We start from the raw sequence: 18905 nt of genomic DNA, 5'->3' as shown, positions 1-18905 counted from the left end.
TTCATGCTAACACTCGAATACTCTGACGTTAAATCTCTAAGATTTTATAACGAAATCAAAAATAAGATTTCTGGATGTATTGATAAGTATAATGGATCTATAGTTTCTCCTGAAGAAATTAAAGAAATTATACTTGCAAATCCAGAAGATTTAATTAACCTCAATAATCAATTAATAGTTCAGGTGATTGAAGATTTTGATCAAAATGAATTTGAAACATATTTAAAATTAAATAAAAAGTCTAGAGCTCAAAATTCTAAGTATCATAACAAAATAAAAGAAATAAATGAGGTACTAAATTATGCTAGAATAGTAGGAAGCGATTATTTTTTAGCAGATTTACTTAATCAAGCAACTTGTATTCATTGTAACAGGAATTATACAATTACAATTGGAAATAAAAATAGTAAAATTGTTAGACCTGAATATGATCATTGGTTTAGCAAAAGTAAATATCCACTATTATCAATAAGTTTTTATAATTTAATTCCTTCATGTTCTTCTTGTAATAAAAAAAGGAGTAATAAAAATTTTCAATTAGACACACATTTAAACCCATATAAAATGACTGATGATGAGAAAAAATTTAGTTTTTCATTTAGGAAGACAAATTTTATTGAAAACAATGTTATTTTAAAAATAAATTCAAAAGAAGATATTTCTAAACAGAAAATAGAAAATCATTTTCGCGATTTATGTTTAAATGAAATTTATAATAAACACTCAAATTTAGAACTTAGAGATTTATTGGATTTAAGATATAAGTATTCCGAAAATTACATCGATTTACTAATTAATACGTTGAAAAATAATTTATCAAAAGAAGAGGTTTATAGATTAGTATTTGGTATTGAAATAAATGAAATTGATTTTCATAAAAGACCTCTTTCAAAATTCAAAAAGGACATAATCAATGAATTATTGAATATAAAATAATATGAAACTATTTTTTTCTATATTGAATAAAGTTTTTAGTTATTAACTCAGTAGCTGTCTTTATAAATGCTGTGATAAAATGAAAAAACGCAAAATAATTACGTAGTCTCTTTTCAATTTTGTATCTTGAAATTATAAAGATCATGATAATAAAAGATAATGATCTAATCCGCTACTCAAAGTCTCCTGACTTTGAGTTGCTGAAAGCTTTGTGTTCTTTGCACTTAACTTTGTGTAACAAAACGCAAAGACAACAACTTTCCTTATGTGTTTTTTAAAAATTAATAATCAATATTATCACTCCTAAAGTCCCCAAGGGGACAGTTGTAAAAAAAATATAGTTACATGATCATCATCTAAAGCTAATAATATTAAATCACTATTGTCTCCTCAAGAGGACAGTTGTAAAAAGTAATAGTTACATGATCATCATCTAAAACTAATAGTATTCAATCACTATTGTCTCCTCAAGGGGATAGTTTAAAAAAGTAACATTTACATCATAATTTACTTTAAATCATATTTCACAAACTTCATAAGATAATCGTCATCTAAAACCAAAATTATTCAATTACTATTGTCCCCTTGAGGGGACTTTAGGGGTGTATTAAATATATTTATATCTTTATTCAAATACACGCCATGAAAAATAAAATTATCCCTTATGCACCTCATTTGAGGGAATATGCTCGTCAACTTCGCAACAACAGTACTTTGAGCGAAGTGCTACTTTGGCAAAAAATAAAACAAAAAGGATTTGATTATCAATTCCACCGTCAAGTACCCATGCTCAATTATATTGTAGATTTTTATTGCCATGAATTAATGTTGGCTATTGAAATCAATGGTGATAGCCATTTGTATAAATACGAATACGATACATTACGACAAGGCGAATTGGAAAAACAAGGAGTTCAGTTTTTGTTTTTTCTGATGGTGATGTGAAACATAATATGTTTTCGGTTTTGTTGTCTATTGAAGAAACAATACAAGAACTAACAAAACACCCCTAAAGTCCCCTCAAGGGGACAGTTGTAATCTTGTGGTAAATTTATAATTTAAGTTAAATAGACAGTACCTTTTGTTATTTTGATAATACATTTCAAATAAAACTTTTTTCTATTTCACACAAAGTCCCCCCAAGGGGACAGTTGTAATGTTGTGGTGAATTCATGATTTAAGTTAAGTAGTCAGTACGTCTTTTGTTATTTTTATAATTCATCTACCAAAACTTTTCTTTTATTTCCTCGCTGCGCAAAGTCTCCTGACTTTGAGTTGCTAAAAGCTTTGTGTAACAAAACGCAAAGACAACAACTTTCCTTATGTGTTTTTTAAAAATTAATAATCAATATTATCACCCCTGAAGTCCCCTCAAGGGGACAGTTGTAATGTCAGTGGTGAATTCATGATTTAAGTTAAGTAGACAGTACGTCTTTTGTTATTTTTATAATACATCTACCAAAACTTTTCTTTTATTTCCCAAAAAGTCCCCTCAAGGGAACATTTTAATGTTGGGGTTAAGTTTATGATTTTAGTAAAGTTTGGTTCAAATATGAAAAGAATTGTATGATATAAAATAAAAAAAGACCAATATATATTGGTCTTTTCTTTTTCTTTTAACTGAACGTAATTCCCCAATCAATTTCAGCTTTTCACATAACGGGGCTACAATACTTTTATTATATAAATTTTATGAAAAATTTATTTTTAATAAAAAACGCCCTGATAAAGGGCGTTCATTACTTTAAAATTAAAGTGAAACTTTAAATCATTTTTTAGGTTTTTCACCCACACGTTGAGGAGGTACAGGAAGTCCTTTTAATAATCCGCTATATACATGGCTCAAGTCATCTGGTTTTAAACCATTCTTATTTGAATGGCATGAAAAACAAGAACCATAAGCATTATAAGTTTGTCCGTTTTGTGCATACGTTTCCATAGTAGAATTTGCTAATTGACTTGCTCCAATGGCAACACCATTTACTTTTAGTGAATCTACTTTAGGATTAAAGCTATAACCATTAGGTCCTGTTCCGCTATTTGTCCAAGTTGCACCAATGAAAATGTAGTTTTTACGTACATCTTTACCTTGAAGTTTAGACATAATAGCATTGTTTATTGCAATGATTTCACTGTTTGAAGCAGCTGGTGATGCATCTTCGGCATTAGGCTGTACATCCACTGAACTTCCCCAAGGTTTTGTTCTTACCGTGTTACTAGGAGAGATAGTAAAACCTTTATTTGCTTTTATAGAATCACCTGAGAATGTCATGTGTGATACATTTGCAGAATCTTTTAAATCCTTATTCAATAACCAATGATTACCTTCGTCTGGTAAGACAGTTATAATTGAACCATCTTTTGCAACATATTGATAGGCGGCATTAGGAGTGTTTCTTTTATGTTCAAAAGTAGCCCAAATCATTTCAGGATGTCCGCTCGCACTTCCCACAATGTGCATACCTACTAAAGCTAATTTTGCTTTACGTTCGCTTTTTATTGTCCATAATGTATCACTAATTTTTTTATAAACAGGGATCGTAGCATCGATAACCACAAATTCTTCAGTGTTTTTAACTTTAGAAACATCTACCCATGAGGTTTTAATTTCTAATGCTAAAGCATCTGGATTTTTAAGTGTGACATGATTTTTTTTTGCAAATGCAAAAATACTATCTCTTTCCGCCTTGGTCGTTGGGAAAGTATTTCCAGCCATTTTCTTTTGGTTAACAGCATTTAGAAATTCGACATATACATCGTTTACCATAGAGATGTAATACACTAAATTTCCATTAGCATCCATTAAAACATCATCAGTAGCTTGACCTTCTTCACTTATAATTTTACCTGTTTTGTCCACGTTGGCAAAGGCTCTAAGTAATTGTCCTTCCTTGTGCGGAATCAAATTTCTTTGCCCGTTTACTTTAGGAGAAACAGTGTAAAATTCAGATGATTCAAATACTGTTTTGTTTTTACCATCACTAGAAGTCATCCATAAAAACATGCGTTCAGACCATTTGTAAAAATCACAATTATTATCATGTACAAAGTCAACACTATTAGCAGGTGTTACTTGGCCATTTTCTTTAACAGATTTGTCCTTAAACCAAGTTGCAAATTCAGCATCAGTTAATTCACATGTTGTGGCTACATTTTTAGGTAATTTTCCGTTTTCTAATTTACAACTTAAGACAAGTGTACCTAGAATACTCAATAGAAGAAATTTGGTTAGAGTTCTTTTTTTCATAGTTGAAAGTTATTTTAGTTTGTTTTAGATAAAGTGAAATTAATCTTCAAACATGAATTTTTCTACCGTAGAAACACCTGTTTTTATTTTATTGAAGTTTTATTAAAACACGTTGAAAGTTTAGTAAAAGAATATTATATTGTATATTCAATTAAAGCATATCACTATGAGCGAAGCAAGAAACGATTTTGGTAGAAAACCCATAACTCCAAAGACTAAGAAATTACATCCTAGAGTAGATCTAACTGCTATGGTTAGCGTTTCGTTTTTATTGATTGTATTTTTTATGTTGACTTCTTTTTTGTCACGTTCTAATATGATGAATTTAGGAATGCCTGAAAAACGTACTCGTTGTGGTTGGAGTTGTCCTGGCACATCAGACAATAGATCAATAACTATTTTACTTGGAGACAATAATAAAATAATGACATATTTTGGAATGTTCTCATCTCCAGTAGAAGGTCCAAAATCATTAACTTATGATAAAAATTCCTTGAGAAAAGAGTTGCTTACAAAAGGTAATCAAATCATTAATGCTACAGGAGATCCTAAAAAAGGGCTAATCGTTATTATAAAACCCAGTAAAGAATCTAGTTATGGTGATTTAGTAAATGTTTTAGATGAAATGGCTATTGTAAAAGTTCCTACTTATGCAGTTGTAGATATAACACCAGAAGAAGAAAAATTATTTACTAAGTTTTAGTTTTTTTATTGGAAAGATATTTATTCTGTAGGAATAATCTTATTTAAAAAAACACCCATTTTAAAGGACTTTAATTCAATTTTATATGAATTAAAGTCTTTTTTTATTTCTTTGAACATAATTTAATATATTGTTTTTCAGTTGTTTATATTTAAAAATGCAATGAAAATTTAAAAACAGGTAGTTTCACCTATAAACCCACTTTTCATTTTATCTACTTTTGAAATGGTAGTACTACACAATCTAATTACAATTGTGAGATAAGCTTTAATCATAATTGTAATTTAATGAAATTTTGGATAAACTGGAGACGTCTATAATTATCCTTTTTCAAACTATTAATCGAAGTTTTATACTTCGATAATCAAATCATTATTAACTAATTAACAAATTAAAAAAATGAGTGCAACAGATATTTCTACAGCAAACGGAAAATTATTTTTTTCAAACCCTCCACATCCTGAAAGTACATTTCAACCAGAGTTGAAAGATTTAAATGACTTGACGGATTTTAAAATTGATACTTCAGCCGCAAAAACAAGTAAATCTGCAGCAGCTTTACCTAAAGTAGCTGTGTACACAGTAGCCGCTGATGTTGTTGTCACACCTGCTAATCCATTAATTATCTCAGGAAGTGGCCCAGTACAGGTTAGTTATAACAAAGTAACTATCCAACCAGGAGGACAAATTAAAGTATTAACTACAGCAGATATTAGAATTGCTGAATTAATCAAACAATAATCAAATATATTAACAAACTAAAATAAAGAAATCATGAGTGTTTTAAACGGAGATATAATAATTTCAGGTGCAGATGGCGCTAATGGGACTGCTGGTCAAGGCTTTAATTCGCCAGCTCCAAGTGGTAATAATGGTACTAATGCAAGTTGTGACTGGGATTCAGTGTGTAGACCGAATTCTACAGCTGGAACTGCAGGTGCTAATGGAGCAGAAGCAGGATCAGGATCATCAGGAGGAAATGGAACTGACTGTCCTTCAGTAAATATTACAATTGGACAATTGACAGGTTCTTTACTTGTTTCTGCAGCTGCTGGTGATGGCGGAAATGGTGGTAATGGTGGTGCTGGTCAATCTGGAGGTAATGGTGGTGACGGAGGTAAAGCTTCAGGGTGTCCTGCTGGATCAGATTGCTCTGGAAGTAATGGAGGAGCTGCTGGTAGCGGTGGTAACGGTGGTAATGGTGGTAATGGTGGTAATGGCGGTAACGGTAATACTGTTGTTGTACAATACCATGGAGGAAGTGTAATGTCTTCTTCACCAGTTCCTAAAGGAGGACAAGGTGGAGTAGGTGGTAATGGCGGTAGTTCTGGTCAAGCAGGTTCTCCTAATGGAGGCCAAGGTTCTGGTGGAAAAGCTGGAGCTGCTGGAACAGCAGGAAACGCTGGAACTCAAGCTCAAATTATTTTACAACAAGTATAGAATTGTAACGCTATGAATACGACTAAAGATTCAATTTTGTCAAACGTAGCAAAACTTTCTTCTTATGCATCCACACTTAGTTTGGCTTCGGCCAAACAAGTGTTGGATTTAAGAGATGAACTACTTGCTTTGCCCGCTGAGACCAATCTTCAATTAGGAGGTAGATCGGGGTTAAATATAGATGGAACTCCATTACAGTACTGCATTAGTTCTTCAAGTGAAGGCTTGCACAACCGTTTTATAAGTGATCCTTCATGTATTATAGGTTCGCCAGAAGAACGATTTGAGTACAGCTACCAAGCTTTACAAAAATTGTATGTTACCACACAAACAGAAGAAATAAAAGAAATCTGTGAAGGAATGTTAGATTTTCATTTGCCTGTTTCGAAAGAAAATATGGAAGATTATCCTGATGGCGTTTTTTGGTTAGGAGCTTCTCCTGATAGTAAAGGAATGGCTGTTTATATAGATGGTAGAAGAGGAGGAAAAGAAGAATCATGGGAGAGATTTAGAGCTTGGTTACATCACTTAATGCCAGATAATACAGAAGTTGATGATTTTGTTAAAACCCTAAGTCCTTATGCAAATATTATGAGTATAGGCTTAGAAGGAAGTTCATTAAAAAATCTAAGAGCTAAAATCTATTTTAGATTAACACATAAGCTTTCAATAGATGATTTAAAAATACCGGTACTGCTTAACGAGTCGGTTTCAAATTTTTTAAATGATGTTATTGGTGACAAAGATGTAAACTTAGCTGGTGTTGTTTTTAATGTTGGTTTTCATATTGCCAGTTCTAAATTGTTTGATGCTAAAATTGATGTTTGTGCTTGTCCTTCTTACGTAGAACTAAATCCTAGTGAATGGATTGTTTTATTGGATAAAACAGCATCAAAAAATAATGTAACCAAATTTCCACTAAAAGAAGAAGTTTTGGAAAATGACTGCTCTGTTTCTTATTACGGATTAGGGATAGATATTATGGGAAATAAAAGATTAAACCTTTATCTGAAGAATAAAATCACTGCTAATTAAAATTTTGTAAACCAAAGTATTAGTTCTTAAAGTCTTCTTTTTAAGCTAAATATTTAATTATTTAAAATTTACTGTTGTAGAATGCATATTGCAATCTGCATAAGGCTCTTATTATCTACACATATGAAACAAAGCATAATTATTCCTAAGAATAAGATAGCCATTTATTACCAAGGATATTGCGGAAAATGCAAGTTTTTATCAAAGTTGGTGGTTGTTTTGTCCTTATACATCATTGAAAGGATTCCTTTAGAAGTAGATGAAAGCATTCAACTTTTTTTTGAAGATTATCCTAAAGCTAAAGGGTATCCAATACTCTTTCTTGGCCAAACGCCAATTTATAATTACTGGGTTTTCCCAGCTGTTCCTTTTGCTATTGTATTGTCTTGGTTTTATAAACTTCAAGATTTATTTACCAGAGACAATTAATCAACGTCTAATTTTTTATAAAAAATATGAGAAATGTTTTCAATGATCCTATTCTACAAAAAGAGTTTGAAGAAAAGGGATATGTGGTAATTGACTTCTTAAATCATTCTGAAGTTGCTTCATTACAACAACTATATAATCAGTTAAATGCACAACCAAAAGAAAGAGGTTTTTCGACTTCCAATATGAGCATGGATGCCGATTACAGAAAAAAAGTTTCGGATGGCATCACAAATACTTTTGCAAAAGCTGTGGCTTCACATTTGGATAATTTTAAGCTCTTCTTCGGAATATTTACTTCCAAACAAGCGAATCAATCGGAGAGTATTTGTTCTATCCATCAGGATCCTGCTTATGTAGATGAATCAAAATATCAAGGCATTACTTTATGGGTACCACTTATTGATACCAATCAAATGAATGGAGCTCTTGAAGTTATAGATGGTAGTCAGCGACTAAATAATGGTCCAAGAAGTACTCTTCCTAAGTTTCCATACAATGAATTGAGTCCTTATTTGATAGAAAATTACTTTAAGCGCCTAGATATAAAGGCAGGACAAGCTTATATAGGAAGTTCAAAAGTATTCCATTGGTCTCCATCCAATTATAGTGATACTGAAAGGGTAGCTGCTTTGGCTTGGTTAGCTGAAGAAGAAAGTCAAATGCGTTGCTATTATCAAGATTTTAGAAATCCAAGTACTGTTATGGAAGTGTTCGAATTAGAACCTGATTATTATATAGAAACGCCACTTTTTAGCAGACCTGATGAGTCAATTGCTAAAAAAATTGGAGAAGTACCGTATCATTTCGACGCTCTTGATCAAGAGAAAATCAGAATGATTCTAGGAGAATCAAAAAAGGAAAGTAAACTACCTGTTTAAATGAATACAACAAATAAAAATAGAGCTCTTTTTAAAAATCATGAGCATCAAGATCTGTTTAATAAAAAAGGATATGTTGTAGTTGATTTTTTATCTTCAAACGAAGTTAGTTCACTTAGAGCTGCTTACGATAATCTTGAAGGCGATCTTGGCGAGGCTGCTTTTGCTTCGACGATTATGAGCAAGAATGTTGTTTTTAGAAATGAAGTTTCTAACGTAATAGAGGCATTTTTTAAAAATGCAATGCAAAATATTTTTATTGATGTTACTTTCTTTTGGGGAAATTTTAATGTCAAATATCCAAATTCAAACATTGGAACAGTTCCATTACATCAAGATCCTTCATTTTTAGATGAACAAATTTATCAACCTTTTGGTCTGTGGGTGCCGCTTATCGGTACTAATGAAGTTAATGGTGGATTACAAGTAATACCAGGAAGTCAGTATTTTTTACATTTTCCAAGATGTGGAGGAGAGCCATTTCCTTTTATAACAATACAACAAGAACTTTTAGAACAGTTTGGTGAGTTATTGTATATGAAAGCAGGTCAGGCTTACATAGGTAATCCAGCTGTTTTTCATGCTTCTCCAACAAATAAAAGTACAGAGCCAAGAATTGTTGCTGCTGGTTTGGCTGGTCCCAAAGAATCTAATCTGAGATATCATTATCATAATACATGTAATCAAACAGCAGAAGTATTTAATGTAGATCAAAAATACTACCTCTCAGCACCTCTTTTTAGTAAACCAAATCCCGAAGAGTACGAACTTATTCAAAGTATAAACCTAGAAAAAGAAATAGCATCAAAAGAAAAGCTATTTAATTATTTAAGCCAATTTAAAAAGGAAAGCCATGTCACAAGTTTCTAAAGAAATAATTGATAATCATATCTCAATCCAAAACAAAGCAATGTCGTGGAAAGGACTCTTTGATAAAGGTATTCAACATTTGTTAGAGGAACAAAAAAATGGTTTTGTCAATACGAAACATTCTATGCCTTTTTCAAAAGAAATTTTTCTTGTTGAAGAAGAATTACAAGTGACCGACATCTTTCAAAGAGCTTTGATTGTTGATACGTTTATTAATGCCAATGAAAAGACAAACTTAAACCTAGATACGGTTATTATTTCAGAATTAGATTATTTACGCAATTCAAGAAGAAAAGATGCAATAGGAGGGTGGAGTTATTTTGTTGATTTAATAGAATTACCTGCTGATGTAGATGATTTGGCTCAAATTTTACAAGCTTTTTGTCATTACTATCCTAAAGCTTTTTTTGAGGATTTATTTGAAATTCCAATTCAAACCATACTAAATGAACAGGCAAATGAAGATTTAGGTTGGGAAACTTGGATTCTACCTAAAGAAAACTTGACAAAAGAACAGCTACTACAATATGAATGGATCCATAAAGGTTGGGGAACAGGATCTGATGTAGATGTAGTCGCTAATTTTTTATATGCTCTGAATTTATATGATAAAGAGCGATTTGAAAAAGATATTCAAAGAGGATTACAATTTTTATATAACAAACAGAATCATGGTACTTGGGGAAGCACTTGGTATCACGGATTATATTACGGAACATTTGTTAGTATAAAAGCGATTTGTAAAAACTTTGGTAATAAAGAAGTTATAAACAATGCTTTAAACTTTTTGTTTAGCACAAGAAGATCTGACGGAGGATGGGGATTAGAAGACCAAGAATCGGATTCTTTACAAACAGCTTTGGCTTTGCTAGGTATTTCAATCGCTTCTAATTATTTAAATAGAGAGATTGATTCTCAATGGTTAGACAAAAGTTTACAGTTTCTAACTGAACGATATATTGAAAATCAAGGATGGGAATCTTGCCCATTTATCCAAATGCCTATGGGACGCCCTATAGGTTACATACACACCATACTTACCTATGAAAGTGCGCCTATAACCACAAGTTTTGTTACAAGAGCTTGCGCCGCATTCTTCTAAAAAACTATTAATCAAATAAACTACTAAAAATGAACTCAAACAATACAACACCTAACAATGACCAGAATAAGCCTCAGGTTACGACGTTCCAGTTTAATAATAAAGCTGTAGGTCAAATAAAAGAAAGTGTCAATTTATTCACTGGTACTGCAAATATTCCTGTAAACATAGCAACTTTTCAGGGAAGAAAAGGATTAGATGTAGATGTGAATATAATGTACACCAGCAATATAAAAAATTCTGTAGAAAACTGGAATCTTACCAATCCAACTGGAATTTTAGGTTTAGGTTGGGATATGTCATTTGACAAAATTGTAGTCAATAAAAACGGTAGTGGTACTACTTCGTCAGATGATTATTTTCTAATGGAAAATGGAAGTTCAAATCCTTTAATACAAGATGGAATGTTACCTGGAAATCCAGCTAGTTTATTGTTCCAACTTAGAAATTTTGAATTTTGGGACATACAATACGATCCATATAATGAAAAATGGACTATCATTAAAGAAGATGGAACTGTTTTTATTTATGGTGACAAGAACAGTGGACGAAACACTGTTCAATACGGCGTGCAATGGGGGAACTGGATGGGGACTTCTAATGTTACCTCGGGACAAGAAAACTATGTAGCTGCTTGGAACCTATCCGAAGTTCGAAATACTTGGGACCAATCGGTCTTATACACTTACGATAATGTGAACATTCCTGTGGGGAATTCAAATGGTTTGGTGTACACACAAGCTTCATATCTTAAACAAATTGAAGATAGTTTTCAAAGAACAATTTCATTCTTTTATGGGGAAAAATTTGGTACTAATAACCCAAGTCCGCAAAATATAATTGAATATCAGGCGATGCATACCAATCAGCCTGCACCAAATGCCTATCAAGATGGTTATGAAACTCGCTTTTTAGATTATATAGAAGTCAAAAATAAGTTGAATATATTGCAATTCACGATTGTTTTTGAATACGATTTTATCAATCTGGGATCTAATAGTCAAACAACTGTTTATCCTTTGATGTGGAAAAGGGTTTTAAAAAGTTTTTGGCAAGTGCAACCTAAGGGGAACACTTTACCAGGAATGGAGTTTGATTACTATGACAAAATACAAGATACCAATGCAGGTGCATTAAAAAGTATTTTATATCCTCAAGGTGCTAGAGCAATTTACACTTATAAAGATGAACCATTAAATAGTTCACGAAATGTAAAAGTAACCAGTCCAATGACTAATGCCATTCCTAGAGTTTGGTTTGGTACCGACTATACTGTGATTACTTGGTATGATAAAGTCAATAAAAAACTAGTGGCCAAAGTACATTCTTGGTCTGGAAATTGGTCAACTTACGAGTTAAATTCAGATGTTCCTACTACACCATATTTTACGAATATTGATTTTGATATCGATACTTTAGGAGTTATTGCAAAATCTGATTATATAGCACTTTATTTTACTGAAAAAACAAGAAAGCAAGTTCAATTATTTTTATACAGAAGAAATCCAGAGAAATTTGGTACATTCAACTTGACTAATGGTGTACAAAATTTTCCTCTAAAATCAGATACATCTAAAGTTGGAATAGATTCAGGTAAGGATTTTGTCATTGTTTCTAGCAAAGAAATCACAACTAATCCTGTTACTGTATTTCAATGGAACTGGAAGCAAAAAACATGGAATAACTCGGTTAATCCTGTACAAGGAGGTATTTCTATATTAACACCTTCACCTTCAGATATAGCAAATGCTTCTAATATCTTATTAAAAGCAAAAGACAATTATTATATAGCTTCTTTTTACAATTATACTACAAAAGTATTACAGTTTCAGTTATTTTATCATAATGGAAACAATGTTTGGACAAAGAGCACATTGTATAGTACATCAAATGTTACTATTTATAAAGATACTTCAGATGCTTCTAATTTTCCTTTTAATATAAACTTAAGCAATGCCTTTGCTGTAGCGACTTACATTACAGCACAGACCAATGATAAAATAAACTATAGTTTAAGAATTCTGCAATGGGATAAAAATTTTAATTTACTTGACGCTGCAAGTCCTTTGGTTAGAAATTATGAATCACCAATTGTAGAGGGAAAATCTCAATTTCAATTATTCTCAACCATTTTAACCGATGCATTAATTACAAATAATCCATTTGCAAATAGATACATAGGAGGTGCTGGAAGTAGTAATAATGCTCAAAATTGGAAATCGACGGCTTTTACAACAAAAGCTGATGATAAAGTAAACTTTGCTACAGGTATCGATATTATTGCGATGTCTAAAGTACAAGGGGCAAACAATGTTAATCAATATTTTCAATTTAATCCTAATATAGGGAATTGGGGTTTGCTTCAAAATTTAGTTTCTACCGATAAAAATATTACATTCAGTGGCAATTATATGACTGTTGGTAAAGATGTATATTATCTAAATACTAAAGGAACTTGGCTTAAGTTATCACAACAGCTAAATAACTTGAATGCACCCAATACAGTTCAAAATAGAGCTTCATCATATATTGCTTATCAAGATACTACAGATAACAATGCACAAACTTATTTTGTAAATCCTAGTAATGGTAGTATTGACGCTCCTATAAAATTACCTATTACGGGAGATGGATTTGGTCAAAAAATAGTTGTTGATTCAGACAATGTAAAACCTGGAACACTTCTTGCAGGATCAGACACTTTTGTTACGTACCCTTCAAATCAAGATTTTGACAGTTGTAATTCCTTATCCATTTATAAAGTTGTTGATGGAAAAGCAACAGATTCCGTAACGATAACGCCTGTTTCTTACATCACAATTACAAACGATGTCAATGAAGAACAAGCCTATTATCAGTCGTATGATTATGCCCGTTCAGCTCAATCCATTATTACTTATGATGGACGTTCAGGTTTAGCGCAGTTTCCTAAAGTGACTACATTTTTTGGAACTAAAATTCCAGATGTTACTAAAACTACAAGCGGCATTTCTATAAGTTATTTTTCTAACGGAGTATCAGCTCAAAATGAAATTCCTTATGATACCAATTGGGTTTATAATTATAGTGCGCTTTTGAATGGTGCACTATTACAAAAATTACAATATGATAAGGAAGGTAAATTAATTACTAAAGAAGTAAACTATTGGCAAATATTTAAAAATAATGTCAATCAGAAAAATTATCTCTACGGGGCATTTTACAGAATTAATAAAGTCTTATCACAACAAGATGGAGTTTCGCAACTTTCTACAGTAAATTATTATCAGGATTTGGGATTACCAATGACCTCTATAACATCTTATTATGATTCAGAAGGTACATTAAAGACCCTTACAAACGAAAAAAAATATGCAATACAAATTTCGGACTATCAGTCGGTCATGAAACAAAAACATTTGTTGAATGCAATTGCGCAAGAATCTGTATTTGTTAGTGATAAAAATAACGCCAAAAATTATGTAAGCTCTAAAGTAGTTACATGGAAAAATTGGTCTGATAGCAATGTATGGAAGTGGTCTCCATTTCAAAATTTTGAATGGCTAGGGAATAATGCTAATCAACCTATTTTTGATTATACTTCTCCACAAAACAATGAAGATTGGTTAAAAAAACAAGAAGTTGTTACACGTGGGGAATATGATACTGTTGATGAAATGATGAATGTAGAAGGTGTTCACTCTTCATACATTTATAGTAATGATGCACAGTTTCAGGTAGCCGAATTTTTAACGGCGAGTAAAATAGGTAATGAAGCTTCATTTTATAGTTTTGAATCTTATGAAAGTTCTAATGGCTGGGAAATAACTTCAAAAGCGTCTATCATACCTAATCAAAATGATACTACTATAGATGCTAAATTTGGTCAATCTTCTTTAAAAATTAGTAATGGAGTAGGTGTACAAAATAGTTTTACGCCACACAATCAAGAACAAGATTATGTTTTTTCTAGTTATGTAAAACTCCCTGATGGTTTTGATATCACAAAAGGAAATGCAAAATGGATTTTGTCATTCACACAAAATGGGAACCCTATTGGACAAGACATTATATTACCTTTTGGAGAGCAAGTGGGGAAATGGACGTATCTTTTTAAAGTATTTAACTTCAAACAAATTGCAACTAATAACCCGATTACAATTATCGTAAAAGCTCAAAATGACAATACACAAAGTGCTGTTTTAGTAGATTGTATTCGATTTTCACCATTGCATAGCTTGTTTTCTGCTGTTTCTATAAATCAGGAAATTGATGTTGTAGAATCTAGCTTAGGAAGTAACGGAGAAATTCAAACTAAGTTTTTTGATGATTACCAAAGGGTAGTGTCTAATACCAGTTTTGCTGAAAAAACAGCAGCCATGGCAACAAACTATTTTTCAAGAACAGGAAACGACAATGCGTTTTCAATTACTGATCCTAATAGTAAATTAAAACTATTAGCGGTTGATGGAGGTGATGCTGTTCGATTTACTCAGGCAAACGAATGGAAACAATATTGGACTCCAATGGAAGATGCTGATTGGCAAATTGAAAACGGAATCTTGAATTATACTGCTTCAAACAAAGAAGGAATTCTTGATTATAAAAGTGATAAAGTCAATAATTACGGTCTATTAGTACAATTAACACCTAAAGAAGTTATTTCAAATTCACTGGGATTAAGAATTGGTAATATGTTCACTATTCAATGGAATCCATCGACTCATCAATGGGAATTGTTGGACAATAGTAATCATATTATTTCTAGTAAAAAACAAGTAATTACCTTAGATTCTGCAACTTCAGAAAGCAAAGGCCAAAGTAAACTGTTGCGAAAAGGTTTGTATTCTAAAACAATTAAAAAAGGAATCAAATCAAAAGAAAAAGCAATTTACGACTCAGAATTCAATAAATTTTACAGTGTAAATTATACTTCAAATGAAGTTGAAGTTACCAATCTGGCAGATCAATGGTTAGTTCTTGTTAATAAAAATAGCTTATTGTTTTTTGCAGATGGTGTACTCATTTTTAATTATACCACAACAGAAGTGATATCAGGAAAACTAAGCTTATTTACAAATAATAAAATCAGTATTGATTATTTGTTGACTGCTTTTAATACAATGGTAACGCAAACTTTTGTGAATGCTACAGGTAATGATTTACAGTCTCAGTTGTTAGATAATACTCGTATGACTGTGATGCAAAATATTTTTAATCCGCAAGGGAATCTAATTGCTAGTACCAAACCAGCTTTTATAGATGCTTCTTCAACAACTCCTCTTTTTAACTATTTAACTGATTTTGCTATTTATGATTTACAAAACCAACAAATGCATGGTTTAATTTCTGACTATTATCCTGAAGACGCTGGCTACCCATTTTTTGGTTATTTATATGAAACTTCTCCTTTAGGTAGAGTCATCGAAAAATCAATGCCTGGTGCTGATTATAAGCTAGGTACAAATACACAAAAATTCTATTATAGTAGTAATAATGGTGATTTTGATTTACCAAAAGGAGAATACTATCAATTAACGATAGAAGATCAAAATGGTAATACTACAACAACTATTTCTAATAAAAGAAATCAAGAGGTTCGAAAAGTAAGTCAAAAAACACCAACACAGGAAATTGTTTCGGCAGTTTATTATAACGATTTAGGTTATCCAATAAGAGCCTTGTCACCTAATTATGAAGAAGGATCAGAAAACAATGAGAATTGGGTAAGTTATCAAACCTATAATTTCTTAGGGCAATTGATGTCTACAACTTCTGCTAATGGAGGAACAACTGAAATGATTTATGATAAGGCAGATCGCTTGCGTTTTCGTCAAGATGCCGAAGCAAAAAATCAAGGAACGTATCAGTATTATAAGTATGATCTTTCAGGTAGGATAATAGAAAGTGGCTATGTAATGGGCACTTGGGATAGAAATGCTTTACAAGAAATAGCAAATAATCAGCCCAATTATCCTGAAAATGTAAATACTTGGCGCTTAAAAACGCAGTATGATTTTGATGGAACTCCTCTTCCTAACCAAATTGGACAGGTAGTTAGTACTGAAAATAATCATTCTGATGACGGTCAAGCTGATGTAATCGAAAATTTCACTTATGATGTTTACGGAAATGTGATCCAAAGAACCCAAAAAGTAACTGATTTTGATTCTGAGGAGTATAAAACAGGTTTTCATTACAACAATTTAGGTGGAATTATCCAAATAGATTATCCTGTTCAAAAAGATACAGCTTCTTATTCAATCTATTACAGTTATAATATAATTGGACAAATAGCAACTATTGGAACAGAAAAAGGGTCAAGTGATATTGCTTTCTATACTTACAATCCAACTGGAAAAATTCTACAGGAAATATTAAATCCAAATGCTTCAAGCATGATTCGTAATTATGGTTATGATTCACCGGTTTGGTTAAATAATATGACTGATGTGAAGCATGATAATTCTATTGTATTTGAAGAAAATATTAAAACTGCTGTTCCAAACGGAAAGGCATATTATAACGGACAGCCAGCAGCGATTAGTTTTGACTATCCTTCTAACATGGATGCAGGTTCAACATTTACCAATACATACAATTCATTAAATGCTATAGAAAATGTTGTAGAAACTAGAGGTCAACAAACAAATAATAAGACATATCAATTTGATAACAATGGAAATTTTGACACCATAACAATAAACTCTAAAACCTATCAATTTGAATCCGAATCTGGAAAAGGGGATCGCTTACAAAAAGTTGTTGATTCCAACCAAAATTCAATTTTTAATTTCCAATACAATTTAAATGGAGCAATTGGAACTTATCAAGCGACAGAAGATGATGGATATGCGGCACAGAATTTACAGTTTTTATATGATTCTGGTACTCGAATAACTAGCAAAATCAATGATTTGACTTTAGAGAAACAATACAAGTTCTTTTACAGCAGTTCGAGTGATAGAGTTTTAAAACAACAATTTTCTGGTAATATCCTTCAAGAAAGTACTTTGTATGTAAAGAGTTTGTCAGGAAATCCACTGGTACAAATTAAAAAGACCGAGAATACTCAAAACACTATCTATTTTATTTATGGACCAGTAGGTATTGTTTCATTTGTTAAAAATGATGCTTCTTACTATACTTTGAAAGATCACTTAGGTTCTATCAGAGTAATCATGAATACTAATGCCGAACCAGTTGCAGCTTATGAGTACGATGTTTATGGAAACGTAAAAATAATTGCTCAACCAGAAGCAGAGTTTTTCCCTTATTTATTCACCAGTCAAGAATATGATTACGATTTAGGCATTTACAACTATAAGGCCAGATTCTATTTTAGTAGAATAGGAAGATTTGGGGTTATGGATAGCTACAATCAATTTTTTAGTCCTTATATCTATGCAGGAAACAATCCATTTGTATTTATAGATCCTTCTGGTCATTTTTCTATTGGTAATTTCTTTTCAGCAATTGGAGGTGCCATTATTGGTGCTATCGAAATTCTAATAGGTCTTGTTATTGATGCTGTTGCTGGAGTCTTAGAAGTCATAACAGGTGGACTATCCACTCCTGTTAGTGTTGGACTTGCTTCCCTAGCGGGTGCTTTTATTGGAGCTGGTGTAAGTGCTGTGACGTATTCTGCAGTTAGTTTAGTAACTAATGAATTTAGTTGGAAAGAATACGGTATCAATACAGCAGTAGGTTTTGTTGCTGGAGCAATAACGGCAGGTTTTGGTGCAGCAGGTTCCATAGCCGCAGAAGCCGCTACAGGTGTAAAAGCCGCAGCAGAAGCTGGACAGGCAGTAAGCACATTAGCCAAAGTTGCCAATGCAGGTATAAAAGGTGCCTTTGCAGTAGGCGGTGCCGAATTAGCTGCAACAACATCCAGTTTAATAGATAATGCAGCTCATGGAAATGATTTAAGCACAGGTTTAGATGAAGCTTTAGTAAAAGGAGTTTTAAGTTCGAGTTTATCTTGGGCAATACCTGGAATAGATTATAAATCGGGTTGGGGTAATTTGTTTGCCAGAATGTCTGCAAGTATTGCTAAATCAGAAGCTATCGATATTTCTATACAATTAGGTTCTAATGCTATAAATGGAAATAGTATGGATACAGGAATATTAAATACTGTAGTAGGAGGAGTTGTTGGTGGTAGCATAGGAGGCTTGGAAACTAACTCTTTTGCTCAAGAACGTACTAAGCAAGAACTCAATTTTATGAATCTTCCAGTGGCCAATAATCCAATGCCAGCTGATGGAATTATTAGACTATAAA

At 32.1% G+C, this 18905-nt stretch carries 12 protein-coding genes; 11 read left to right on the top strand and 1 reads right to left on the bottom strand.

Annotation, left to right across the window (positions count from 1 at the left end; translation table 11 throughout):
- Window positions 1–3 precede the first annotated feature (3 nt).
- Both LJY17_RS03830 and LJY17_RS03825 read left to right on the top strand, forming a co-directional pair.
- The gene (locus LJY17_RS03830; RefSeq protein ID WP_264542529.1) at window positions 4–936 is read left to right on the top strand and encodes a hypothetical protein; all 933 of its coding nucleotides are present in this window, start codon (window positions 4–6) and stop codon (window positions 934–936) included.
- A gap of 642 nt (window positions 937–1578) precedes the next feature.
- Entirely contained in the window at window positions 1579–1881 is a 303-nt protein-coding gene (locus tag LJY17_RS03825; RefSeq protein WP_264542528.1) for an endonuclease domain-containing protein, read from the top strand.
- An 823-nt stretch (window positions 1882–2704) separates the two neighbouring features.
- Here the strand turns inward: LJY17_RS03825 and LJY17_RS03820 are convergent.
- A complete protein-coding gene (locus LJY17_RS03820; RefSeq protein WP_264542527.1) occupies window positions 2705–4183 on the bottom strand; it encodes a hypothetical protein in 1479 nt (492 codons plus the stop codon).
- 166 nt (window positions 4184–4349) lie between these two features.
- Here LJY17_RS03820 and LJY17_RS03815 point away from each other — a divergent pair, with 166 nt between their 5' ends.
- From LJY17_RS03815 to LJY17_RS03775, 9 genes are all read left to right on the top strand, one after another.
- A complete protein-coding gene (locus LJY17_RS03815; RefSeq protein WP_264542526.1) occupies window positions 4350–4886 on the top strand; it encodes an ExbD/TolR family protein in 537 nt (178 codons plus the stop codon).
- 399 nt (window positions 4887–5285) lie between these two features.
- Window positions 5286–5627 (top strand): hypothetical protein, encoded by a 342-nt coding sequence (locus tag LJY17_RS03810; protein WP_264542525.1) that lies wholly within the window; start codon window positions 5286–5288, stop codon window positions 5625–5627.
- Between the two features lie 33 nt (window positions 5628–5660).
- Window positions 5661–6326, top strand: a complete 666-nt coding sequence (locus LJY17_RS03805) for a hypothetical protein (RefSeq protein WP_264542524.1) — start codon at window positions 5661–5663, stop codon at window positions 6324–6326.
- 12 nt (window positions 6327–6338) lie between these two features.
- Complete coding sequence (locus LJY17_RS03800) at window positions 6339–7361, top strand: hypothetical protein (RefSeq protein ID WP_264542523.1); 1023 nt, start codon at window positions 6339–6341, stop codon at window positions 7359–7361.
- A gap of 123 nt (window positions 7362–7484) precedes the next feature.
- On the top strand, window positions 7485–7790 hold the full coding sequence (locus tag LJY17_RS03795; protein ID WP_264542522.1) for a hypothetical protein: 306 nt from the start codon (window positions 7485–7487) through the stop codon (window positions 7788–7790).
- Between the two features lie 26 nt (window positions 7791–7816).
- Window positions 7817–8671 carry a phytanoyl-CoA dioxygenase family protein gene (locus LJY17_RS03790; RefSeq protein ID WP_264542521.1) on the top strand — a complete coding sequence of 285 codons (855 nt, stop codon included), beginning with the start codon at window positions 7817–7819 and terminating at the stop codon, window positions 8669–8671.
- The gene (locus LJY17_RS03785; protein ID WP_264542520.1) at window positions 8672–9541 is read left to right on the top strand and encodes a phytanoyl-CoA dioxygenase family protein; all 870 of its coding nucleotides are present in this window, start codon (window positions 8672–8674) and stop codon (window positions 9539–9541) included. It begins immediately after the preceding gene.
- On the top strand, window positions 9525–10643 hold the full coding sequence (locus tag LJY17_RS03780) for a prenyltransferase/squalene oxidase repeat-containing protein (protein ID WP_264542519.1): 1119 nt from the start codon (window positions 9525–9527) through the stop codon (window positions 10641–10643). The genes LJY17_RS03785 and LJY17_RS03780 overlap by 17 nt, the downstream gene beginning before the upstream one ends.
- Window positions 10644–10672: 29 nt before the next feature.
- The gene (locus LJY17_RS03775; RefSeq protein WP_264542518.1) at window positions 10673–18904 is read left to right on the top strand and encodes an RHS repeat domain-containing protein; all 8232 of its coding nucleotides are present in this window, start codon (window positions 10673–10675) and stop codon (window positions 18902–18904) included.
- Window position 18905: the final 1 nt, after the last annotated feature.

This window comes from Flavobacterium hankyongi (assembly GCF_036840915.1).
In the GTDB taxonomy this organism is placed as follows: Bacteria; Bacteroidota; Bacteroidia; order Flavobacteriales; family Flavobacteriaceae; genus Flavobacterium; species Flavobacterium hankyongi.
The sequence above is the reverse complement of the archived record's forward strand: the minus strand, read 5'-3'. Positions and strand labels throughout refer to the sequence as shown.